21 protein-coding genes and 1 pseudogene are annotated in these 23,913 nt (G+C 41.3%); 15 read left to right on the top strand and 7 right to left on the bottom strand.

Annotated elements, in window-relative coordinates; genetic code table 11:
* Nucleotides 1–26: 26 nt before the first annotated feature.
* Both pyrG and mutS read right to left on the bottom strand, forming a co-directional pair.
* Nucleotides 27–1,658, bottom strand: coding sequence for a CTP synthase (gene pyrG / locus QQK00_RS09230; protein ID WP_284217186.1), 1,632 nt, complete (start codon nucleotides 1,656–1,658; stop codon nucleotides 27–29).
* A 136-nt stretch (nucleotides 1,659–1,794) separates the two neighbouring features.
* Nucleotides 1,795–4,422, bottom strand: a complete 2,628-nt coding sequence (gene mutS, locus QQK00_RS09225) for a DNA mismatch repair protein MutS (protein WP_284217185.1) — start codon at nucleotides 4,420–4,422, stop codon at nucleotides 1,795–1,797.
* 114 nt (nucleotides 4,423–4,536) lie between these two features.
* Between mutS and QQK00_RS09220 the strand changes: the two genes are divergently transcribed.
* Nucleotides 4,537–5,046 (top strand): CinA family protein, encoded by a 510-nt coding sequence (locus QQK00_RS09220; RefSeq protein ID WP_284217184.1) that lies wholly within the window; start codon nucleotides 4,537–4,539, stop codon nucleotides 5,044–5,046.
* Nucleotides 5,047–5,361: 315 nt separating this feature from the next.
* Complete coding sequence (gene recA / locus QQK00_RS09215) at nucleotides 5,362–6,396, top strand: recombinase RecA (RefSeq protein WP_284217183.1); 1,035 nt, start codon at nucleotides 5,362–5,364, stop codon at nucleotides 6,394–6,396.
* An 81-nt stretch (nucleotides 6,397–6,477) separates the two neighbouring features.
* On the opposite strand, the gene QQK00_RS09210 is transcribed toward recA, so the two are convergent.
* Both QQK00_RS09210 and QQK00_RS09205 read right to left on the bottom strand, forming a co-directional pair.
* Nucleotides 6,478–6,807, bottom strand: a complete 330-nt coding sequence (locus QQK00_RS09210) for an EscU/YscU/HrcU family type III secretion system export apparatus switch protein (protein WP_284217182.1) — start codon at nucleotides 6,805–6,807, stop codon at nucleotides 6,478–6,480.
* 76 nt (nucleotides 6,808–6,883) lie between these two features.
* On the bottom strand, nucleotides 6,884–9,196 hold the full coding sequence (locus QQK00_RS09205; protein ID WP_284217181.1) for a hypothetical protein: 2,313 nt from the start codon (nucleotides 9,194–9,196) through the stop codon (nucleotides 6,884–6,886).
* 160 nt (nucleotides 9,197–9,356) lie between these two features.
* Here QQK00_RS09205 and ccmA point away from each other — a divergent pair, with 160 nt between their 5' ends.
* The 10 genes and pseudogenes from ccmA (at nucleotide 9,357) to QQK00_RS09155 (ending at nucleotide 17,495) form a co-directional block, all read left to right on the top strand.
* Nucleotides 9,357–9,983: a cytochrome c biogenesis heme-transporting ATPase CcmA gene (gene ccmA, locus QQK00_RS09200; RefSeq protein ID WP_284217180.1), complete on the top strand. Its 627-nt coding sequence runs from the start codon at nucleotides 9,357–9,359 to the stop codon at nucleotides 9,981–9,983.
* On the top strand, nucleotides 9,944–10,648 hold the full coding sequence (gene ccmB / locus QQK00_RS09195; protein ID WP_284217179.1) for a heme exporter protein CcmB: 705 nt from the start codon (nucleotides 9,944–9,946) through the stop codon (nucleotides 10,646–10,648). Before ccmA ends, ccmB begins: the two co-directional genes overlap by 40 nt.
* A pseudogene (ccmC, locus tag QQK00_RS09190) lies at nucleotides 10,648–11,391 on the top strand (heme ABC transporter permease CcmC); the annotation flags it as partial. The gene ccmB and the pseudogene ccmC, both read left to right, overlap by 1 nt.
* 21 nt (nucleotides 11,392–11,412) lie before the next feature.
* Entirely contained in the window at nucleotides 11,413–11,712 is a 300-nt protein-coding gene (gene ccmD, locus QQK00_RS09185) for a heme exporter protein CcmD (RefSeq protein WP_348521151.1), read from the top strand.
* The gene (ccmE, locus tag QQK00_RS09180; RefSeq protein WP_284217178.1) at nucleotides 11,696–12,184 is read left to right on the top strand and encodes a cytochrome c maturation protein CcmE; all 489 of its coding nucleotides are present in this window, start codon (nucleotides 11,696–11,698) and stop codon (nucleotides 12,182–12,184) included. Before ccmD ends, ccmE begins: the two co-directional genes overlap by 17 nt.
* A complete protein-coding gene (locus QQK00_RS09175) occupies nucleotides 12,184–14,208 on the top strand; it encodes a heme lyase CcmF/NrfE family subunit (RefSeq protein ID WP_284217177.1) in 2,025 nt (674 codons plus the stop codon). Before ccmE ends, QQK00_RS09175 begins: the two co-directional genes overlap by 1 nt.
* Complete coding sequence (locus QQK00_RS09170) at nucleotides 14,205–14,831, top strand: redoxin family protein (RefSeq protein WP_284217176.1); 627 nt, start codon at nucleotides 14,205–14,207, stop codon at nucleotides 14,829–14,831. The genes QQK00_RS09175 and QQK00_RS09170 overlap by 4 nt, the downstream gene beginning before the upstream one ends.
* Complete coding sequence (locus QQK00_RS09165; protein WP_284217175.1) at nucleotides 14,828–15,316, top strand: cytochrome c-type biogenesis protein; 489 nt, start codon at nucleotides 14,828–14,830, stop codon at nucleotides 15,314–15,316. Before QQK00_RS09170 ends, QQK00_RS09165 begins: the two co-directional genes overlap by 4 nt.
* A 34-nt stretch (nucleotides 15,317–15,350) precedes the next feature.
* On the top strand, nucleotides 15,351–16,661 hold the full coding sequence (ccmI, locus tag QQK00_RS09160; RefSeq protein WP_284217174.1) for a c-type cytochrome biogenesis protein CcmI: 1,311 nt from the start codon (nucleotides 15,351–15,353) through the stop codon (nucleotides 16,659–16,661).
* Nucleotides 16,662–17,495: an MlaA family lipoprotein gene (locus tag QQK00_RS09155; protein WP_284217173.1), complete on the top strand. Its 834-nt coding sequence runs from the start codon at nucleotides 16,662–16,664 to the stop codon at nucleotides 17,493–17,495.
* Nucleotides 17,496–17,580: 85 nt separating this feature from the next.
* On the opposite strand, the gene galE is transcribed toward QQK00_RS09155, so the two are convergent.
* From galE to QQK00_RS09140, 3 genes are all read right to left on the bottom strand, one after another.
* Nucleotides 17,581–18,600 carry a UDP-glucose 4-epimerase GalE gene (gene galE / locus QQK00_RS09150; protein ID WP_284217172.1) on the bottom strand — a complete coding sequence of 340 codons (1,020 nt, stop codon included), beginning with the start codon at nucleotides 18,598–18,600 and terminating at the stop codon, nucleotides 17,581–17,583.
* On the bottom strand, nucleotides 18,597–18,899 hold the full coding sequence (locus QQK00_RS09145) for a DUF6170 family protein (protein ID WP_284217171.1): 303 nt from the start codon (nucleotides 18,897–18,899) through the stop codon (nucleotides 18,597–18,599). The genes galE and QQK00_RS09145 overlap by 4 nt, the downstream gene beginning before the upstream one ends.
* A gap of 83 nt (nucleotides 18,900–18,982) precedes the next feature.
* Nucleotides 18,983–20,491 (bottom strand): peptide MFS transporter, encoded by a 1,509-nt coding sequence (locus tag QQK00_RS09140; RefSeq protein ID WP_284217170.1) that lies wholly within the window; start codon nucleotides 20,489–20,491, stop codon nucleotides 18,983–18,985.
* Between the two features lie 346 nt (nucleotides 20,492–20,837).
* Between QQK00_RS09140 and wecA the strand changes: the two genes are divergently transcribed.
* The 3 genes from wecA to QQK00_RS09125 are packed head-to-tail and all read left to right on the top strand — an operon-like array spanning nucleotide 20,838 to nucleotide 23,910.
* A complete protein-coding gene (gene wecA / locus QQK00_RS09135) occupies nucleotides 20,838–21,905 on the top strand; it encodes a UDP-N-acetylglucosamine--undecaprenyl-phosphate N-acetylglucosaminephosphotransferase (protein ID WP_284217169.1) in 1,068 nt (355 codons plus the stop codon).
* Nucleotides 21,905–22,207 (top strand): hypothetical protein, encoded by a 303-nt coding sequence (locus QQK00_RS09130; RefSeq protein ID WP_284217168.1) that lies wholly within the window; start codon nucleotides 21,905–21,907, stop codon nucleotides 22,205–22,207. Before wecA ends, QQK00_RS09130 begins: the two co-directional genes overlap by 1 nt.
* Nucleotides 22,204–23,910, top strand: coding sequence for a polysaccharide biosynthesis/export family protein (locus QQK00_RS09125; RefSeq protein ID WP_284217167.1), 1,707 nt, complete (start codon nucleotides 22,204–22,206; stop codon nucleotides 23,908–23,910). The genes QQK00_RS09130 and QQK00_RS09125 overlap by 4 nt, the downstream gene beginning before the upstream one ends.
* The last annotated feature ends 3 nt before the right edge of the window (nucleotides 23,911–23,913 follow it).

Here is a 23,913-nt window from a genome sequence, read left to right as displayed (position 1 = left end):
GGTGATTCCTCTATTCCAAATTTTGATTAATTGTGTTTCTTATTGAACTCATTGGCTGCGGCGATAAAGCCTTCAAACAATGGGTGTCCATCTCTGGGAGTAGAGTTGAACTCGGGGTGAAACTGCCCCGCAATAAACCAGGGGTGATCTTCCAATTCAATCACCTCTACAAGTCGTTTGTCAGTCGACAAACCACTAATTTTTAAACCTGCAGCTTCTAGTTCAGGACGCAAATTGTTATTTACTTCATAACGATGTCTGTGGCGTTCATAGATTTCTGTACCGCCATAAACATCCGCAACTTTACTGCCTTTAATTAAATGGCACAGCTGACTTCCCAAGCGCATAGTACCACCTAAATCACCAGAAACATCTCTGATCTCTGTTGAGCCATCGGCATCTAACCATTCAGTAATTAGACCAACGACAGGATAGGGTGTTTCGCTATCAAATTCGGTACTGTTGGCATTTTCCATACCGGCGACATGACGCGCAAATTCGATGTAAGCGACTTGCATCCCCAAACAAATACCGAGATACGGAATATCATTTTCTCTGGCATGTTTTGCCGCAGCAATTTTACCCTCGATGCCACGTTCGCCGAATCCACCAGGGACTAAAATAGCATCTAAGTCTTTCAATACCGTGACACCTTTGCTCTCGATGTCTTGGGAGTCAATATACTTTATATTAACCGTTACACGATTTTTCAAGCCAGCATGTTTAAGCGCTTCATTGACTGATTTATATGCATCAGGCAATTCGACGTATTTACCGATCATGCCGACATTTACTTCATTGTGAGGATTAGATTCGGCATATAACACTTGCTCCCACTCAGATAAATCTGCATCAGGGCAATCGAATCCAAAACGTTGCACTACAAGCTCGTCCATTCCTTGTGCTTTGAGCGCAGCTGGAATACGATAAATACTGTCAGCATCACGTAATGAAATAACGGCTTTTTCATTTACATTAGTAAATAGCGCGATTTTTGAACGTTCGTTATTGGGTAATGCACACTCTGAACGGCATACCAAGATATCTGGCTGAATACCAATGGAGCGCAGTTCTTTAACGGAGTGTTGGGTCGGTTTAGTTTTAACTTCTCCAGAGGCTGCAAGATAAGGCACAAGTGTCAGGTGCATAAACATGGTGCGCTCGCGACCGAGTTCTGCACCCATTTGCCTAATTGCTTCTATAAAGGGTTGCGACTCGATATCACCTACAGTACCGCCAATTTCTACAATAGCGACTTCATTACCTTCTCCGCCCGCAATTACACGCTTTTTAATTTCATTCGTGATATGTGGGATAACTTGAATAGTTGCGCCTAAGTAGTCGCCACGTCTTTCTCTGCGTAATACTTCTTCATAAACCTTACCGGTCGTAAAGTTATTGCGCTGCGTCATGCGGGTACGAATAAATCGCTCGTAATGCCCTAAATCCAAGTCAGTTTCGGCACCATCGTCGGTAACGAATACTTCCCCATGTTGGATTGGACTCATTGTGCCTGGGTCGACATTTATATAAGGGTCAAGTTTAAGCATGGTCACTTTAAGACCGCGGGCTTCCAGTATTGCTGCTAATGAGGCCGCAGCAATGCCCTTTCCAAGTGATGAAACAACACCACCAGTGACGAAAATATACTTTGTCATGTTAGGCCTGATGTAAAGAAAATGTTTATGGAAGCATCAAGATGTGAACACTATCTTAATACGACATAGAGGGAGAGAAAGCCCTCTACTGCTGGGCGCATAGTATAGCGGTTTTTACGCACCAGAGTAAATGAATTTATTCATGTTTACGCACTTGTGCTCGCCATTCATACAAAAGGGCTTGCGCCTCTCTAGGACTCAGTGCATCAAGATCTACATGACGTAATTTCTCTTCTAACCAGTGAGGCGTATCAATTTCCATTTGTATCTGCTCGTTGTGCGGCGTGAGTGCATTATCACCAGTGTTCGACGTTGTCTTGTTATTCGTGGCAGACTCCAATTCAGTAAGTTTCGCAGACGCGAGTTTAAGTACTTTTGGGGGGACACCGGCTAATTTCGCTACTTGTAAACCATAGCTTTTGTTCGCTGCGCCTTGTTGTACTTGATGCATGAATTTGATGTCATCGTTGTGTTCTATAGCACTTAAATGAACATTACTAATTTGCGAATATTGTTCTGCCAGCGCGGTTAATTCGAAGTAATGTGTTGCAAACAATGTGAAGCAATGTGTGCTATTTGCCAAATGAGTAGCGCAGGCCCATGCGAGTGACATGCCATCATACGTGCTGGTTCCTCTGCCAATTTCATCCATTAGCACCAGACTATTAGCGCTTGCATTATTTAGAATATTAGCGGTTTCTGTCATCTCTACCATGAAGGTAGAGCGCCCAGATGCAAGATCGTCCGATGCACCAATGCGAGTGAATATTCTATCTATAGGCCCGACGCGACAAAAAGATGCAGGTACATAAGAGCCTATGTAAGTCAGTAGTACGATTAACGCTGTTTGTCTCATATAGGTTGATTTACCCCCCATATTGGGGCCAGTTACCATTAACATTTTTATCTCGTTATTGGCTAGCAATGGGTTTGCGATAAATGGACTGGACATGACATCTTCAACCACGGGGTGTCTGCCATCAGCGTATTCTATATTTGCATATGTTGTGAGTTCAGGGCGGACCCAGTTCAGATTTTCAGCCCGCTCAGCCAAGGTGCAAATTACGTCCAACTTAGCAAGGTGATGCGCTGAGTCCAATAGCGCAGATAGATGCGGAATGATTTGGTCAAACAATGCTTCGTATAAGCGCTTTTCGAGTGCTAAGGCCCTGCTTTGGCTAGTGAGTACTTTATCTTCGTGCTCTTTAAGTTCAGGAATAATAAAACGCTCGTTATTTTTAAGTGTCTGGCGTCTAATGTAGTCTGCAGGTACTAGCTGACTATTCGCTCTGCTTACTTCGATGTAAAATCCGTGAACTTTGTTGTAATTTACTTTAAGTGTAGCAATACCTGTCCGCTCACGTTCGCGCGTTTCTAATTGGTGAAGGTAGTCGGTTGCTCCTGTCGCCAAATCTCTAAGCGAGTCTAGTTCTGGGCTATACCCCGGACGAATCACACCACCGTCCCTAAGGACTACGGGAGGATTATCGACAATGGCGTCCAGCAATAAATTGCTTAATTCTGGGTACGTATTGATATGTTTGATATATGTAGACAGTGGATGCTCACTAGTATTCGTTTCCGGCAATGTATTATTCACGATAGAAGACAATAAACTTTGCACTTCAGGCAGCAAATAGAGCGCATTTGAAAGGCGTGAAAAATCTCTAGGGCGAGCGTTTCTTAATCCAACACGAGAAAGCACACGCTCAAGATCACCTATGTTTTTTAGTATGTCTCTTAGCGTATTAGCATCGGATTGATTATTGAAGTCTAGCAAGCATTCAATACTATCTTGGCGATGTTTGATTTCTGTTTCTGAACGAGAAGGGGCATGCAGTATTCGTTGTAATAAGCGAGATCCCATGGCCGTTGAGGTTGTATCGAGAATACTCAGTAATGTGTTTTCGGTGCCACCAGACAAGTTGCGTGTTAATTCTAGGTTCCTTTGCGTAGCGGCATCCATTTGTAAGGTCTCATTTGGACTCTCGTACGCTATTTTCGTGATATGTAAAAGTTGAGTGCGTTGTGTTTCTTGTACATATTGTAAGAGACAGCCCGCACACTTAATAGCTAATAAGTGTTTATCAATACCAAAACCGTCTAGGTTGATTGTGTTGAATTGTTGGTTGAGTTTACTTAATGCTGTTTGTGTATCGAATTCCCATATAGGGCGTCGTCGACTACCTGTAAATTGGTCAAGGATATCTGCATGCGCAAAGTCATCTGGATACAAAAGTTCCGCAATATTGATTCGATGCATTGACGCTAATAAATCATCTTTGTCTGCACAATCAGTTATGACAAACCGACCACTCGCTAAGTCTAAATAAGCAAAACCAAAAAGCCCCTTGTGCTCGTATACCGATGCGAGTACCGCTTCTTTCTTTTCTTCTTGGAGGGCCTCGTCAGTTACTGTGCCGGGGGTGACGATACGGACAACTTTTCGTTCAACCGGTCCCTTACTAGTAGCTGGATCGCCAACTTGTTCACAAATGGCGACTGACTCGCCCATTTTAACTAGTTTTGCAAGATAATTTTCGGCGGCATGATAGGGGACGCCAGCCATTGGAATCGGTTCACCGCCAGATTTTCCACGCGCTGTAAGTGAAATGTTAAGTAGATTAGCCGCCTTTTTTGCATCATCAAAAAATAGCTCATAAAAATCTCCCATCCTGTAAAATAACAAAATCTCAGGGTGATCAGCTTTAATATTTAGATACTGTGCCATCATTGGCGTATGTTTCGTTGATGTTTTTGACATGCTTCTTATTTTTATTGTTGGGAAATATTATTGGGAGACGAACACGCCCTGTGTACGAATTACGATTTTAAATCAAACGCGGCACAATAAGAACCCTCATCATGGTGAAAAAATATGTTGGATTCATTGAAACTGGAAAAAAATAGAAAAGAAGCGTTAGCAGAACAGTTAGGGCATACCTTACAGGGGAAAAAACAAACCATTACCACGGTTGAATCATGCACTGGTGGAGGAATAGCGGTAGCAATTACGGATATTGCCGGTTCCTCGGCGTGGATAAACCAATCGTGGGTAACGTATGCAAATAGCGCGAAAGTTGAGTTAGTTGGCGTGCAGCCCGAGACATTGGTTAACTTTGGGGCCGTTTCTGAGCAAACAGTAAAAGAAATGGCTGTTGGAGGATTAACTCGCGCGAATGCTGATTATTGCATTGCTGTTAGCGGTATTGCGGGTCCAACGGGCGGCTCGAAAGAAAAGCCAGTGGGCACCGTATGGTTTGCGATCGCAATGACCGATAGTGTCTATACTTTTCATCATGTGTTTGCTGGTGATCGGAAATCGGTAAGGGAGCAAGCTATTGTTTTTGCGTTAGAAAAACTGATCCAAGTGGCGGTTACACACTAAAAAATTAGCTGTATCATGTTGTTCAGAAATATAGATGTGCTTGCGGGTACATTTAATTTACATGTAAATTCATACAGTTATTGAATTTTTACATTTAATGATTGAAACTGTATGGTTATACAGTATAGTTACGCAATACATGAAGCGGAATTAACTGCAAAATATGGCTAGCTTAACTTGATAAGTTGGCTTAAACGTTATTTGGCGGTCGATTTGATGAATAGCAAAACGCTATCGTTACTATCTATCCACCATTACTATCCATCATTAATATCTACTAAGAATAGATACTAAAAAAGAACCAAGGATATCATTGTGAAAGACAATAAAAATCAAGCGCTCACTGCAGCGTTAAGCCAAATTGAAAAACAGTTCGGCAAAGGCGCTATTATGCGTTTAGGTGATACTCAAGCAATGGATATTGAAGCTATTTCCACTGGCTCATTAACAATTGATATCGCACTTGGTATAGGCGGTTTGCCATGTGGCAGAGTAGTAGAAATATACGGTCCAGAGTCATCAGGTAAGACAACGCTTACCTTACAAGTAATCGCTGAAGCGCAGAAGGTTGGTAAAACCTGCGCATTCGTGGATGCAGAGCATGCGCTTGACCCTGTTTACGCAGAAAAATTGGGTGTTAATATCGACGACTTATTGGTATCTCAACCAGATACTGGTGAACAAGCGCTTGAGATTTGCGATATGTTAGTTCGTTCTGGCGCAGTAGATGTGGTGATTGTGGATTCGGTTGCTGCCTTAACTCCAAAAGCGGAGATTGAAGGTGACATGGGGGATTCTCATGTAGGTTTGCAAGCCCGTTTAATGTCACAAGCCTTACGGAAATTAACTGGGAACATCAAACGCTCGAATACGCTGTGTATATTCATTAACCAAATTCGTATGAAAATTGGGGTGATGTTTGGAAATCCTGAAACTACGACTGGCGGTAATGCGCTTAAGTTCTATTCATCAGTTCGTTTAGATATTCGCCGTATTGGTGCGATTAAAGATGGTGATGAAGTGGTAGGTAATGAGACAAGGGTGAAAGTTGTCAAAAATAAGGTTGCACCGCCGTTCAAGCAAGCTGAATTCCAAATTATGTATGGTCAGGGCATCAGTAAAGAAGCTGAGCTTATCGACCTAGGTGTCAAACAAAAGCTCGTCGAAAAGGCTGGCGCTTGGTACAGCTATAATGGTGACCGTATTGGTCAAGGCAAAGCAAATGTCGTTAAATATTTGAAAGAAAATACCGCAATGGCTAATGATATTGAAACCAAAATACGCGCTGAGCTTCTACTGAGCAAGAAAGTTGAAGACGATGCTGTAAAAGAGGGCGTCGCAGCCGAATAAAACATATAGTAGGTGCAGGTAGCAGTCTGCACCTTTTTAGTAATTCGATATATTTACTCATCCAGCATTCCTAGTTCACAACTATTCTTTAAAGTCGATGTGTTGATGTTGATTCTTCCAACGAGTAGGGAATTTACCTTGTAGTAAGTATGAAAAGGATATCAGTTCTGCTATCACGACGTAGAGTTGTTCAGGAATCTCTTGTCCCAAATCTAAATGGTTTAAGATTTCGCTTAACTGCTGGTCTTCATGCACATAAATTCCATGATTCTTTGCTATTTGAATAATCTCATTGGCTAAGTCGCCTGATCCTTTTGCAATAATTTGTGGCGCGTCTTTTTTAGATTCATTTTGGTATTGTAGTGCTACCGCTTTTAAACTATCGCTTTTATTTTTTTCATTACTTTTCACGAATTGTTTCCGATTTCTATACAGTCAATTGTAGATTGCATTATTACAAATGCATGAACATTCAAATGTGCTTGAATTAGGCATATGTTTTCATTGTACTTAGTTGCGTATGCATAAGTGTTTTAGGGATCTTTGCGACATAAGTATTTGACTCAGCAACAGAGATACCAAGTGAATTTAGTCTCCTCAATAACTGCGGTAGATGCTTTTTAACGGTATTTTCTAGCGGCTCACTGGAGGCGTAGAATGACAACTTCATATGCTGTTCACTGAGATTTGTTTTAGCCAATATCTCACCTTGCTTACCAATATCGAGTTTCATATCTAATTTCCAATGTTGATTCGTTTTTACATCCTTATTTGGGTTGTCCTTGCCTTCTCTGTATATCTTTAACTCAATATCTTTTCCTGAGGGATTAAGCAGGTTAGGAAGAGTGAAATACAAGCTGTCCTGAGATTGAATTGAGGTCTCTGCACTTCTTAAGGCGTTTAAACTCTTTTGGTTGAGCACATTACTTAAGCCTTTAAGTAAGGCTTTATTGGTATCAAGCGATTCTAAGTCGGTATTTTGCCTGTTACTGTTCTGAGCAGATGCCTTGGCCGTTTGTTGTATAGGTGTTTTAACCATCATCATTTGTGCGATATGTTGTTGAATATTAACCGGCGCGTTGGTTTGTGGAAGAAGTCTTAATACGAGTAAATTTATTAAGGCATCCATCATTGTCGATGGTGGCTTGGGCGCATTGATAGCTTGATTGACTAGTTTATCTGTCAATAACGATGATTGATGACTCTTTATATCATGTGGTTCAATTTCCAACAACGCTGCATCAATATGCCCATCTGTTGTTTGCGTATTCCCTGAGGACTTGGGTTCTGTCGGCGCACCAGACCTTATATCGGTGCCTATTTTTTCTGCGGAACCATCATAAGGGTTAGGTAAATGCAATTTACCAAATTTTTGAAGTGCGTCGTGTATCTGCGTGTTAAGTATTTTGGGAGCTTTACCACTTATACCTGTTAACGCCGTATTCAATTCATTTAGACTGCCTTGAGTAATATTGTCTGCCTTGCCCAACAATGCCCTAATTTCGTTTTGAAGTTTACTCGAAATGATTTCATGTTTATTGGGAACAGACGCAGACGTTAGTTTTGAGAGCAAAGACTCCGCCAATAGCTTCAACGGCTTTACGTTAGGTAAGTTTTGTAAATGCGCTTGTTTGGTATTATTTGGTTTTACGTCGCCACTCCCTTGGCGTGACAATTGAACATCGACGTTATTTTCTAAGTTAGCCATTTGTTGCCTTATTGGTGCAGTAGAGTCGCTGTGCAAAAACTTTAAGTCAATGGATAGCACACTTGGCTTCACCACAAACTGAATCAGATGCTCTTTCCTATCACCATTTTTTATCCGGCTAAAAAGTATATTGCTTTCGTTGTTATGTTTATTTTGTGCGTGTTGTTTAACTATTTCCGTAAACTGCTCAAGGCCTGCTACGTTCTTTGTAATCTCGGCCTTTCCAGGAAGTAAAAACGTGTCTTGTCTATTTACCGTGTTATTAGTCGCAAGCATGTTGCGTTTTACTATATTGTCTAGACTGATTTGGCTTGACGGCGGCAATGCGGTATTGATTTGCGCTAAATGTTTTTGGTTAACTTTAAAGTCACCTAAAACACTTACTCCCTTTATTGACTCAAGTAACGCGCTGCCTTTTTCTTGCCTTATGCTCAAGACAACCTTGTCTTTTGGCAATAATTGATATTCACTCAATACCTTTGACGTAAGCGTGAGTTGCGTGTTCGGCGCACCAGTTATCTGCAGCGCTAACCCGTTATTTAGAATATTTTTAACCGACGCAGTTACTTTTACTAAAGGAGAGTCATGCAGACTTAGCTCTCCATATTTAAGAATATTATTTGCCAACTTTAATTGTGATGCAGTGTTTCCGTGAATTGAACCGCTTTCTAGTTTTATACTAGCATTAGGATAGAGGTGGGCTTTTGCAACGTCACGCATATTAATGTCGTGCCAGGTTTTAGATAGCATACGAGACATTTGTTCAGGCAATACTTGGTTTTTTAACGATACTGGGTTCTGCGAGAGTAACTTCGCTTGCTCACCTTTGACTGCAGTGAGGGTTAATACGTCACCTTTATGCAGTTGACCGCTCGAATTTATCGCTTCCAAAGGTATTTGGATTTTTTGTCGGCTGCTTTGAATTTGCAGTGTGACGACAGTTGGATTGATATTCACAACAGTAAGCGTAAGTGTTGTACTTTGCGTAACTACATTTGCGGCATGCTCGGACACAGTAAGTTTAGCACCGCCGGTTACTGTATCTTGTAAAGCGCTGACTGACTTAGCTGATGGTATAGGTGAATTAGTCATACTCTTAATATCGGTAAAAATTAAAATATGTAAAGTTTTTACTTCGTTTTGATCGGTATCAAATAGTCATTTTTTTCGAACGTAATGTGCACGTTCTTAATATCCTAATACCTTGTTTTTATGATAATATTTACTTGTTTAAATTTAGTGAGTTAAAAGCTTGAGCATTCTGCGTTTAATTAACATTAGTTGTGAAAAACAAGACCGCCTGTTGTTTTCGAATCTTGATATCAATATCGATGCGGGAGAACTGTTTTTTTTAAAAGGAGAAAACGGTGCCGGTAAGACTAGTTTGTTAAGAATACTGACTGGCTTAAGTCGCCCTGCGACAGGACAGGTAGTGTTTTGCGGCAATAATGTTAGCGATGATACTAATCAACTAGATAATCTGGTCTATTGTGGACACAAACTCGGGCTTAATAGTGCGCTAAGTGCCGTTGAAAACTTGGTATATTGGGCGAAAACTCACAAACAAACTGTAACGATACCGGATATAGAGCGAGTACTGTCTTTACTTAGCTTGGTAGGGATGGAAGATTTAGCGCTAAAATACCTGTCGGCAGGACAACAACGAAGAGTCGCGCTTGCTAGATTGTGGTTGAACGAAAAAGCGATACTATGGGTGCTGGACGAACCCTTTACAGCGCTAGATACACAAACAATTTCATTGCTAGAATCTAAAATTAGTGAATTTGTAGTAAATGGTGGTAGCGTGGTGTTGACGTCTCATCAACAAGCAAAATTTTCATGCCCACAACGGAATTATATTTTGGAGTATCAAATATAGTGGGTGCCTTGGTTGCCGTTTTTCACAGAGAACTCGCGCTTTCGTTTCGACAACGGTCTGAATTGATGCAACCGGTCATGTTTTTTCTTATTGTGATTAGTTTATTTCCTTTGGCTATAGGTCCCGGCGCTGAAATATTACAGCGAGTTTCTGGCGGCGTGATTTGGGTTGCGGCAATTCTTTCATTGCTCTTAGGTATGGAGCGCTTATTCCGTGATGATTTTACTGACGGTAGTATGGAGCAATACTTATTGTCGTCGACGCCTGCCTATTTGATTGTCTTAGTCAAAGTCTTTGCCCATTGGCTCGTCAGCATTTTGCCATTAGTGCTCCTATCGCCATTACTTGCGATGTTTTTAAATATGACTTGGGATATGTATTGGGTCTTGTTGTATACTTTACTCTTGGGGACACCGACAATAAGTTTGATCGGTGCAATAGGGGTGTCACTCACGGTCAGTTTGCAACGGAGTGGTGTATTACTGCCCCTTATTTTATTACCCTTATTTATTCCGTTATTAATTTTTTCCACATCTGCGATTGAATCTGTGTCATTACAATTACCCTATGGGTTCCAAATTGGTATTATGTTGGCAATTTTGTTGTTTACTTTAGCCTTAGCGCCAGCTGCTATTGCTTATTCATTGAGGGTGAGTCTTAACTAATGTGGAAGTGGTTTAATCAACTTGCAAAACCTGAACGTACCTACTTGCTATGTAATCAGCTGTTCCCATGGTTTGTCGGCATTTTACTCGTTGCTCTGCCGTTGGGTGTGGTGTGGGGGCTGGTTTTTTCACCAACAGATTATCAACAATTTGATGTGTATCGTATTATTTACATTCACGTACCAACAGCAACGCTGTCGTTAAGCGCTTATATGGCTATGGCTGTAGCAGGCTTTGTTGGCTTAGTGTGGCAGTGGCGGACCGCGCTAATTACGGTCGTTGCAATAGCGCCTGTGGGCGCGGTTATTACATTTGTTTCTTTATTTACCGGTGCCGTTTGGGGGAAACCCACATGGGGGACATATTGGATTTGGGACGCAAGGCTCACGTCACAGCTTATTCAGTTATTTTTGTATATCGGTGTGATGGCATTATACGTATCGTTTGAAGATAAATTACAGGGTGGCAAAGCTGCGGCAGTACTTGCTATTATCGGGGCGATAAACGTACCAATAATTAAATACTCCGTTGAGTGGTGGAATACGCTTCATCAACCGGCCTCTATTAGTAAGATTGACAAACCTGATATGCCACCTGAAATGTTGATCCCATTGCTGCTATCAATGTTGGGCATGTTGGGCTTTATTGCAACATGTGTCGTCTTACGATTAAAGAATGAACTAATTAAAGCTGATGCTCACCGGCCATGGGTAGCCGAGCTGGTAGGCAATAAAAATCACAAACTCAATGTGATACCTAACAAAATGCTAGCAATATCGCTGGTCGGGTTATTCGGCAGTGTGGGCGCCTACTTCATGCTGCAACAAGGTGTTAAGTTTGAGAGCGTTGGTAACTTTTTGGACATGGGCGGAAGAGGCTTTTTTGTCTGGTTGTCGTTTGGTATTGGTGTATTAGCAATGGCAACACTTTTACTTCATTCGATCTTGATGAACCGATGGGTAAGACAAACGGTCAAAAGTCAACATAAACGTGCTCAGCGAATTCTTGATGCTAGAAAAAAGCGGCAGCAACAAAAAGAGGTAATGAATGAATCGTCGACGTAAACAACGTTTATTTGCAGTGAGTGCAGCGTTCGTATTATTAGCGGCTGCAATAGGCGTTATGTTGTATAGCTTAAATGACAGTATTGATGTGTTTTATACGCCCAGTGAGATTCATAATGGAAAAGAGGCGACAGGTAACAAACCAATTGTCGGTCAGCGGCTTCGTATTGGTGGTTTAGTTGTGCCGGGGAGTATCAATAGGGCGAATGATTCATTAAATGTAAGCTTCGACCTCGTGGATACAGGCCCTAAAGTGAAAGTCGAATATAACGGTATACTACCTGACCTATTTCGAGAGGGGCAGGGTATTATTGCGACAGGTGAACTAAAAACGCCAACGTTGATTGTCGCACATGAAGTATTGGCTAAGCACGACGAAGAATATATGCCCCCTGAATTAGCAGAACAATTAAAAGGAATGAATCAGTTTAAGCCCGCTAATGCGAAAGATACAAAGGCTGGGCAATACTAATGATTGCTGAATTAGGAAATGTCACGCTTGTTATCGCGCTTGTATTGTCAATATTACTGGCCATATATCCATTGTGGGGTGCACAAACCAATAACCCGACATTAATGTCACTCGCAAGGCCCCTTGCGATTGGTCTATTTGTTTTTACGTTAATTGCCTATATAGCACTGACTCATTCCTTTATAGTGGATGATTTTTCACTATCCTACGTCGCCCAAAATTCAAATAGTAAATTGCCTATTTACTACAAAATAACAGCCGTTTGGGGAGGTCACGAAGGGTCATTTTTACTTTGGGTATTAATATTTGCCATTTGGACAGTGGCCGTCGCATTGTTTTCAAATGGTATACCCGAAAAAATGCTTGCTAGGGTGTTGTCAGTTTTGGGCATGGTAAGTATTTCGTTTTATTTGTTCATGTTAATTACTTCCAACCCATTTGACAGCATGTTGCCATTTTTTCCCGTGGATGGTCGTGATTTAAATCCCTTGTTGCAAGATTTTGGCATGATAATTCACCCGCCTATGTTGTATATGGGGTATGTTGGCTTTTCTGTTGCCTTTGCCTTTGCGATTGCTGCACTTATCGGCGGGCAATTAGATTCTACTTGGGCACGCTGGTCTAGACCTTGGACTATTGCTGCTTGGGCATTCTTAACACTCGGCTTAGCTTTAGGGAGTTGGTGGGCATATTATGAACTCGGTTGGGGCGGCTGGTGGTTCTGGGATCCTGTAGAGAACGCTGCATTTATGCCATGGTTAGCCGGTACTGCATTAATGCATTCATTAGCGGTCACTGAAAAACGTAAAGTATTTAAGTCCTGGACAGTGTTGTTAGCGATTGCAGCATTTTCGCTAAGTTTGTTAGGCACTTTTCTCGTGAGATCCGGTGTGCTCGTATCGGTACATTCATTTGCGTCTGATCCAGCCCGTGGCTTATTTATATTGGGATTACTTGTCGTTGTTATAGGTGGTTCACTACTTTTATATGCCTTGCGCGCATCTCAACTAAAGTCTGTGGGCCGTTACGATCTTTTTTCTAGAGAAATGATGTTAATGGGTAACAATGTTCTACTTTGTGCTGCTACGGTTGTTGTATTATTAGGCACGTTGTTTCCGTTAGTCCATAAAGAAATTGGCTTAGGCAGTATTTCTATTGGTGCGCCTTTCTTTAATCAGATGTTTACCTTACTTGTTGTACCTTTCGTTTTCTTTTTGGGGGTAGGGCCGCTCACTCGTTGGAAAAAGCAAAAGCCATCAGCATTAAAGCATCAGTTGTTACTTGCTTTCTTTTTGGCGTTTTCAGCAGGGGTTGTGGTGATATTTAGTTATGATGAATATTCACAATTGGCGCTGCTGGGTATAACAATGAGTTTTTGGATCCTTGTGGCGACTGTTTTAGAAGTGCGTCAGCGAGTAGCTTCCCCGCTTAAAGACGAAACCACTTATCAAACATTAAAAAAATTAACACCTAGTCATTGGGGCATGGTGTTTGGTCACGTTGGGTTTGCAGTTTGTTTGATTGGTATTACGCTAGTCAGCAATTACGAAAAAGAAATGGATGTAAGAGTGAAAATTGGGCAGACATTGCAAATGGCTGACTATGACATTAAGTTTATTGGTGTTGAATCTATCAAGGGCCCCAATTATACCGCTGACAGAGGCATTTTCGACATCTACAAACATGGAATACTGATTAATCACTTGGAGCCTGAAAAACGCTTTTACACTGTGCAGCAAATGCCAATGACGGAAGCCGGTATTCACACTACGTTAACCCGAGATTTGTTTATCGCTATGGGCGAGCCTCTCAAGGGAGGTGATTGGGCAATACAACTTTACTATAAGCCCTTTGTCGTGTGGATTTGGGGCGGCGCTTTTATCATGAGCATTGGGGCGGCTTTTTCAATATCGGATAAACGGTATCGTATTAAAAAAATTGCGCAGTTTACACGCAGAACGAAAAGTAAAACAACGTCCGCAGCTAATCTTGAGCCTTCTGTGGCAAAGGAAAGTACATTATGAGTCGGTTAACATGGTTTTTAATCCCGTTAATTTTATTCTTGTTACTCACCGTTTTTTTGTATAACGGGCTATTTTCAGATCCTTCAGCGAGAGAGTCGTCTCTCATCGAAAATGAATTTCCAGCCTTCTCATTGCCTGATTTAGCGGACGAAGCTATTACCCACACGAATGACATCTTTGATGGTCAAATGACGTTCGTGAATGTATGGGGTGTATGGTGTGTTACGTGCGCAATTGAGTTGCCCTACTTGACCGAACTTAGTCAAAAAGGTTATCGCTTTGTCGGTTTGTATTATGATCAAGATCTTGACCCCGATTTTGGCAGTAAAACCATCAATCGAGTGCGTGCTGAAGTGATAGAAACGACTCGGCGTTTTGGAAACCCTTTTGCCTTTAATATTTTCGATGTATACAGAGACACTAGTCTTGACTTAGGGGTTACTGGTGCGCCTGAAACCTTCTTAGTTGATCCGGCAGGTGTAATTCGTTTGCATCATTTGGGGGATATAAATGAACGTGTCTGGACGGGAAAGTTTTTACCGGTTATTGAAGCAATACAACGTGAATATCCAGTACTTAGTCAATTAAGTACCGAACATCAATTGACTGGGCTAAAGCAATGAAGATATTTCAACGTGTCGCTTTACTCATGTTGTTTTTGTCTTTAAGCCATATATTACCTGCTTTCGCTGACGACAAGGCTGAGCGTGCGGCGCCTCAAGGCTATGCTGAAAATTATGCGTTTGACGACCCTGAACAACGACAAGTATTTATTCGGCTAACGAAAGAGCTGCGCTGCCCTATGTGTCAGAACCAAAATATCGCGGATTCTGACGCAATGATTGCTCATGATATGCGCCGAAAAGTTTACCAATTGATGCAAGAAGGTAAGAGCGAAAGCGATGTTGTAGATTTCATGAAGCAACGTTACGGAGATTTTGTTTATTATCAACCCCCCGTAAATACGGTGACGATTTGGCTATGGCTAATCCCACTGCTATTCATCATTGTCATGTCTATACTGTTTGTTGTTAGGCGTAAATCAGCTGACGAAACTAACATCGATGAAAAACTCGCGAAAGCTGATGCAATGCTAAAAGACGACTAACGTAATTTGACACATTTTTTCAAAAGGAAAGTGAGTGACTGAGTTTTACCTTTATGCCATTGGTTTAATATTTGCTGCAAGTCTATTTGTGGCAGTGCCTTTGCTGTTGCGAAACCGCGCGAGAGAATATCAAGTAAGTAATGCGAATGTCGTCAAACAGCGCATGTCGGAGTTAGAAGACGAAGTAGCTCAAGGCTTGATGTCTGAAAAGTATAAAAGCATCGCGCTGAAAGAGCTAAAGCTTGCTTTGTACGACGAAAGTATCGCTGAAGAAAGCCCCCAAGAGACAGCCAAGCGCTTATCTCATCCAATATTACTCGGAGTATTAGCGGTGCCTGCAGTTGTTATTGGTATATCGGTATATTTCGAATCAAACCAATTGACGGGGTTGCAGGAATATATCGATGTGATTAATAGCACGGAATCGCTCACGCAACGTGTGTTTAACAAAGGTGAAGATCAGGTAACACCAGATGATTATGCAAAATATGCACTCATCATTCGACATCGTCTAAGAGAAGAGCCAGAAGACCCAGTAGGTTGGCGAATTTTGGGACAAGTACAGTTGGCAATTGGTCGTATTGAAGAATCCATTGCTGCATATCAAAAGGCGTTAGATTTGTCACCGGAAGATGCTGAACTTAGGTATAAATACGCAAATGCATTAATGGCAGCAGGTACTGAAGAATCATTGATGCGGGCAGTCAATCAAATGGAATATTTAGTTGCTAAAGATAACACCAACAAAGAATATCGTTTGCTCCTGACAGTAATCGCTACTCAACTAGGTAATGCTGAGCTCGCGGGGCAGAACTTTGCCATGATTAATAGTATGATGTCTACCGAGAGTAATTTTTATCAATCTTTAATCACTCAACTAAGACGTATAGGTGTGAGTGAACAATATTTAGTATCAGAAAATTCAGGGACAAATGCACTGCAAAGTAGTTCTGAACTCGAAACACAAGAAGCTAGTAACCTGAATCAAAAGATCACCAGTGTAAGTATTAATATTGATTTGAGTGAGGAGGTAGCGCAGAAGCTACCAAAACAAGGCTTTTTGATCGTGTTTGCTCAAGATGCAGATAGCGATATGCGAGTGCCGTTAGCGGTTAAACGTATGCCGTTTAGTACTTTTCCAATAAGTGTCACACTGTCTACTGAGGATGCAATGTTGCCAGACCGCACGCTAAATACTGTTGGACGTGTGCGAGTTATTGCTCGTATTTCAAAAGATTCTGATGTAATGCCGTCTGCCGGGGAACTTCAAGGGCAAATTGATACTCTACCCCTCAAATTGGGTGACGTGGTTTCTACGTCCTTACTGATCAATAAGGAAATTTAAGTGAAGATACAACATATATTTGGGCTTTTGATATGTCTCAGTTTAGGGGCTTGTGCAGCCAATAGTTCGCAAGAACAGGCGGCAAACCAGCAGCTAAGCAATAACGCAGATAATAGCCAATTAGATACGAATGATACGTCTGGCAAAGCAAATAAAATTAGTGACCCACTGGAGTCAGTGAATAGAGTGGTGTGGGACTTTAATTATGACGTACTTGATCGTTTTCTTGTTAAACCAGTGACGCAAGGTTACATCGCAATAACACCTCAACCAGTTAGAACTGGGTTGTTAAATGCGGCTAATAACTTAGAAGAGCCTGCGAACACTATCAATAACATGTTGCAAGGGAAGCCCGACGATTCATTTGCCAGTTTAGGCCGTTTTTTGATTAATTCTACCGTGGGTTTACTTGGTATCTTTGATGTGGCGTCAAGCATGGGCTTAGCGCGTCAAGAGGAAGATTTCGGTCAAGTGCTTGGCGTTTGGGGAGTAGGCACAGGTCCTTATCTTATGTTGCCCGCCTTAGGGCCGAGTGATGTGAGGAGCTTTACTGGGGACATCGTCGATAATTTTTATTGGCCATCGACGATATTAGAGGACCCCATTGTGATTGGAGCTGCTGTCGTCAATTTACTTGAAACTCGCGCTTCATTATTAGAACAAGAAGAAAACTTAACTAGAGCGATTGATCAATACTTATTCGTTAGAGACGTTTATTTTCAGCGTTTAGCCTTTGAAGTGAGTGATGGGGAGATTAAACAGCAAAGTGAAGAAGAACTGGAGCAAGAAGCCGATGACTTTTCAGATTTCGAGAGTATGTTAGAAGGCTTATAATCGACGGTTGTTTTGATAAAAGATAAAAGGTGGCTGGTCGCCACCTTTTAATTAATTCCAGTGCTCACTTAATCTAACGCTGCGCTTACTTGGGATAACCGTCAGGGTTATTTGACTGCCAACGCCATGAATCTTCACACATTTCTGATAAACCTTTCTCGGCTTGCCAATTCAACTCTGTTGCCGCAAGCTTAGGGTCTGCATAGCATGACGCGACATCTCCTTCTCGGCGTGGCGCTAGCTTATAGGGGAGAGGTTTTCCACTCGCTTTTTCAAAGGCCTTTACCATTTCTAATACACTATAGCCCTGACCGGTACCTAGGTTGCATGTGAATAAGCCTGATTCACTATCTATTTTAGCGAGTGCTTTTAGGTGTCCATTAGCTAAATCTTCAACATGAATATAGTCTCTAACTCCCGTGCCATCGACGGTATCATAGTCGTCGCCGAATACGCTTAGAAATTCCCGTTTGCCCGTTGCTACTTGCGTGATAAAAGGCATCAGGTTGTTTGGAATGCCATTTGGGTCTTCACCAATTCTGCCTGACGGGTGTGCACCTGCTGGATTAAAATACCTTAATAATACGATATTCCAAGTGTTGTCTGATGCAAATATGTCAGCCAACATTAGTTCAACCATTAATTTTGATTGACCATAAGGGTTGGTGGGCCTACCAGTTGGTAAGTTTTCATGCAAGGGCAATTCGACTGGGTCGCCATACACGGTGGCAGAAGAACTAAATACGATGTTTTTGCAGTTATGTGCTTTCATTGCTTTACACAAATTAAGCGTACCATATACATTATTTTCGTAGTAGTGCATTGGTTTTTCTACAGACTCTCCAACGGCTTTCAGACCGGCGAAGTGGATGACTGAGTCAATGTCGTGGTCAGAAAACAAGGTATTTAGGCAATTGCTGTCTAAGATATCACCTTCAATAAATGTTGCCTTTTTACCTGTTATTTCTTCGACACGTTTTAGACTTTCAGGTGACGAATTTGATAAGTTATCAAGAACAACTACCTTGTAGTCGTTTTCTAGTAACTGTAAAACAGTGTGGCTACCAATGTATCCACTACCACCGGTGACTAAAATTGTTTTCATTCATTGTCCTTTTTTATGTGCTTGGGTAAGTATTGTACGCTCATTGAATATTGTAATGGTTTAACCACTAGGGGATAAAGTAATAATATTAATGCCGCCCATGCTAATGACCACCAGTTATCGGCTATTCTAAGGAGCAAGACAAATACTGGAACAATCACTAATAACTTCAATATGTTTAAAATGGTTTTTTGGGGGATAGGCATTTTTTTGGATGCCATTTCGAGTAAGGCCATTCTTTCCGTTAAAGAGAGGGTCTCAAGACCTGGAATTTTTCTGGTTGACGTATATATTTTCACAGCGTCTAGCTACTGAATTTTTATCATATTGTACAAAAAAAGGCGAAGAAATTCGCCTTTTTATTTACTTTATGTTTAACTGCTTAGGGAGAAACAGTGCCGGGTGCTTTCCCTGCTAACTTTTCCCATTTTCCTGTTTTAACTGAAAGAATAATCAATACAACACCGACGACAATACAGAATATGGCAATTTGTAGATAAAGATTTGGCATTTGTTTTACGTTACTCGGATCAAACTGACCCGCCAATAGGCCGGCAATAATGTTGCCCATCGAGTAAGTCAGTACAAATAAGCCCATCATTTGGCCTGCAAATCGTTTGGGGGATAGTTTGCTTACCGCACTCAATGCAACGGGGCTAAGGCAAAGTTCGCCAACAGTATGCAAGAAGTATGTCGCTACTAACCAGTTCATCGATACTTTGAGCCCAGAAGCCGCGTATTGAGAAGCAAAAAACATCACAATGAAACCAGAAGCCATGATGACTAAGCCGATAGCGCATTTAATACTATAACTTGGTTCAATCATTCGCTTCGCCAAATTAATCCATAGGGCAGCGAAAAATGGCGATAGGCCAATAAGAATGTATGAATTAATTGACTGTAACCAGCCTGTTGGTACTTCAAAATCTCCCCACATACGTTGCGTATAATCGCGTCCAAATAGATTTAGTGATGAACCCGCCTGTTCAAAGCCAGACCAAAAGCAAGTAGATGCGATACAAATCAAAAACAAAGCGCCCATCGCACGCTTCTCATTGTAGTTAAGGTTTCCGTTGAAGAATATATACGCAAAGTAAGCAACGAAAACTACCGCAAAAATGTATGCAACGTTCTCACCAACAACCGATGGGTCAAAGGTAATTGTGCCAGTATATATTACGCTTGAAACTAGGGTAAGTATGACTAAAAAAGTGCCAATAATCAGCCAAGCAAGCCTAATGCCCTTATCAGAAAGCGGTGTTTTAGGTTTGTCGGAGACACCGTCAATGAGGTGGCCAGAGTATTTGTAGAAAACAAGTCCTAACCCCATGCCGACAGCCGCGGCACCAAATGCATAGTGATATCCGTAAGTCGTTTGTAGGTAACCACAAATCATATATCCGATGACCGAACCGATGTTTATGCCCATGTAATAAATCGTATATGCACTGTCTCTGCGCTTATCTTCCGTCGAGTATAACTCACCAACCATCGCACCCACGTTTGGTTTGAGTAAGCCAGTGCCTAATACAACGAAAATTAAGCCAATGAAAAACGTTGATTTAAAAGGAATTGCTAGAATAATGTGTCCGATCATTATAATGATGCCACCGTACCAGACGGCTTTTTGGCCACCAATTAAGCGGTCAGCAATCCAACCACCTGGTAAGCCAAAAAAGTATACTGAACCGGTATAAAGCCCATAAATAGCACCAGCTGCAGCGACAGTTAAGCCTAAGCCCCCCTCCTGTATCGCAGCTGTCATGAATATTATCAAAAGTGCTCGCATGCCATAAAAGCTCATGCGTTCCCACAATTCCGTTACGGCGACGGTAGTTAGTGCCAAAGGATGACCAAAAAATCGTCGGTCGGTGCTTCTGTCTATTGTCATTTTATTTCCTGTTGTTTTTATTGTTTTTAAGATTTTTGTACGTCGAACATTTGTTATGAGAGATTTAACAAATTGTAAACATTTTCAAGTGTTTAGTCGCAGAAAAGCGACATATTTGCCCAGATAAATTCTCTAATTGTAAAAAAATGTAATCAATTAAAACCCAATCAAACATTTACGCGCATTTGTATTGCACTTTTAAAGATATCAACGTAATCTTACCCAATCTATATGGACGATACAGAATATATGGGTAGCAATGTAGGTTATGGATTATAATATGCTACCTAGAATAATAAAAATCTGCATCTAAAGCTCATAATTTGCCTAAGGTTTTTTAGTCTTAATGACGTATATACACTACGCGCCAATAATAATAACTGCGTTGATAACCTCTGTTTTTTTGGTTGTAATGACTCCTGTAGCCCATTTTTTAGGGTTAGTTGATATACCTTCCTATCGCAAAAATCATTCCGGTAACGTACCATTAACTGGTGGTTTTGCCATGTTTATGGGAATACTTATTGCGAGTCTCATTACCGATGTGGTGTTTCAGAATAACCCTATGTTCTTGACATCAGCTGCATTTATTGTGCTGCTAGGTATGTTAGATGATAGATTTAACTTAAGCGCTAAAGGGCGTCTTTTTTGCCAATTCATAGTTTCTGGTTTGATGGTGTGGGTTGCTGACAATTATATTGTAAATTTAGGTGATTTATTTAGTTTCGGTGACATGCACATCCCTACGTTTGGATACCTATTTACAATGGTTTGTGTGGTTGGTGTAATTAATGCCTTTAATATGATAGACGGTATTGACGGCTTGGCAGGTGGCATGAGTTTGGTCGTCTTATTCTCAGTCATCGTGCTAATGTACATTCAAGGCAATCTTTCTGGCATTACTGCCCCACTAGTTATTGCCGCTGCAATTGTTCCATTCTTGGCCTTCAATTTGAGTATTAAAGGTTTCAAAGGCAACAAGATATTCATGGGCGACGCTGGCAGTATGTTTATTGGTTTAGCTATCGTTTGGTTATTGGTTGAGAATGCTGGAAATGTCGATTCGACGTTTAGGCCGATTACGGCTGTTTGGTTGATTGGATTACCATTAATGGATATGGCGGCAATTATGATTAGGCGCGCTAGAAAAGGACGTTCGGTACTTCAACCAGATAAGCACCATCTTCACAATATATTTATTCGTGCTGGTTTTAGTCCGTTTGCTGCGTTATTGTCTATATTGTTAATGGGCGTTGCGTTTTGTGCAGTTGCTGTTATCAGCGAGATAAATCAAGTACCCGAATACATTATGTTTTATGCTTTTATTTTTACGCTTGCTGTGTTTACGACTATCCTACTGAATATATGGAAAATTCTCAGAGTAATAAGACGTTTGGGTATTCTCAAACCGTAATGAAATTTTTAGTATTGCTTGTAGCCGCGATGGTTGTTGGTTGCGCTAATTCTCAGTTGAGTCTCCAAGAGAAATCTAATGTTGAAGCGACGGTTTCATATCCCTTTGATTTTAGTCAAGATCAAATAGTAAATATAGAAAAGCAACAATATCAGGTCGTTAGAGTCTATTTTTCTGCGGGTGGCAAAAAGTGCGCTATTGTAACCAGAATTGATAACCAAATAGAACAAAGTAAAGTGTGTTTTTTTAAAGAAAAGCTTACACTTTTGCCTAGATCTTTAGTTAATGAGGTTTCGCAATGAAGTTTGCATTCATTTTCTGTTTACTGTTCGTGTCGTTCCTCGTATTTCCACAAGATAACAACGTTAGTCTAGCCTCTTCGAATGCTGCAAATGGCAATGTGCAGCCGCCCCCAGAATTAGACAATTTTATCAATTCTGGCAGCGTTCAAAATGCTCCTGGACAAACATTGAGTGTTGCAGAGCAAGAAGAGTCAATTTTACCGTTTGGCGCTAGCCTTTTTAGCCACGCAAGTTTAAATCAACGACGTAGCGCAAATAATCCAAATTATCAATTAGCACCTGGAGACAAAGTGTCTGTTCAATTGTGGGGGGCGGTAAACCAATCGGCAGTCCATATAGTAGACAATCAATATAATCTTTTCATTCCTAATGTTGGTCCTATAAAGTTAGAAAATACTTTGGCAAGTGATTTGAACGGTGTTGTTTCTCAAAAAATAAAGCAAGTTTACACCGATAACGTGAACATTTATGTCAACTTATTAGCCTCTACTCCGGTAGGTGTTTTAGTGTCAGGCGGCGTTATGATACCGGGCGAGTATGCAGGGACATCAAATGACTCTGTTTTACACTTCCTTAAAAGAGCGGGCGGTATTGACGCAGCACGGGGCTCGTATAGAGATGTAAAGATTATACGCCAAGGTAATGTAGTGCAGCAGGTTGATTTATACGAATTTTTGACCAAAGGTAGGCTAGCTTCTCACTCGTTTAAAGATGGCGATGTTGTGCTTGTATCGCCTAGAGGCTCTACCATCACCGTAAGAAGTGATTTGGGTAACACAATGTATGAATTTTCTCATGACACCATTACAGGTCAGCAAATGTTAATGCTGTCCAAACCTGACGTAAGTGTAAGCCACATCGCCGTTAAAGGCGTAAGAAATAGAAAACCAATGTCTCAGTACGTGACGCGTGAAGCGTTTTCTCGGTTAGTTTTGGCCGATGGCGATGAGTTACTATTTAATGAGGATTTGCGGCCACAAGTGATCAGTGTTGAGCTTTCTGGGAGTTATTTAGGCCCTTCCTATCATGCGGTGTCTTCATCTACAAAGCTTGTTGAATTGTTAGATCACGTAGAGGTTAATCCTGAGCAAGCCGATGTTTCGTCAGTTTATATCATAAGGGAAAGCGTTAAAGAACAACAGCAGGCGTTACTGGAAGCCTCTCTCTCTCGTTTGGAACGAAGTGTCTACACGGCGCCGGCGTCATCAGATGGTGAAGCAAGATTACGGTCTCAAGAAGCACAGCTAGTAGCGCAGTTTATTGAACGTGCTAGGCAAATAGAGCCAGTTGGCAAAGTGGTTGTTTCTTTAAACGGAAAGCCTGCCAATATTAGATTGGAGCAGAGTGATACTGTCGTTATTCCTGCTAAATCTGATTTAGTAAATATCTCAGGTGAAGTGATGTTGCCTCAGGCCGTCGTTTTTGCAAATGATGCCAGTATTGACGACTATGTTAGTTGGGCAGGGGGCTTTACCGATAGAGCAAATCAAGATGATGTCGTTGTTATTCATGCAAATGGTGCGACTAGCGTGATTAAATTGAGTCGAAATGGCTGGTTTTCGGCTGCCAGTGATTACAAGCTTCAAGCTGGTGATCAAGTTTTGATATTACCGAAAGTTGATGAAAAACTAATGCAGTCTGTTAAGGATATTACGCAGATAATTTTTCAAATTGCAGTAGCTGCTAACGTCGCGTTAGACTAAATT

It is taken from the genome of Agaribacter marinus (assembly GCF_030160655.1).
GTDB classification, from domain to species: Bacteria; Pseudomonadota; Gammaproteobacteria; order Enterobacterales; family Alteromonadaceae; genus Glaciecola; species Glaciecola marina.
The sequence above is the reverse complement of the archived record's forward strand: the minus strand, read 5'-3'. Positions and strand labels throughout refer to the sequence as shown.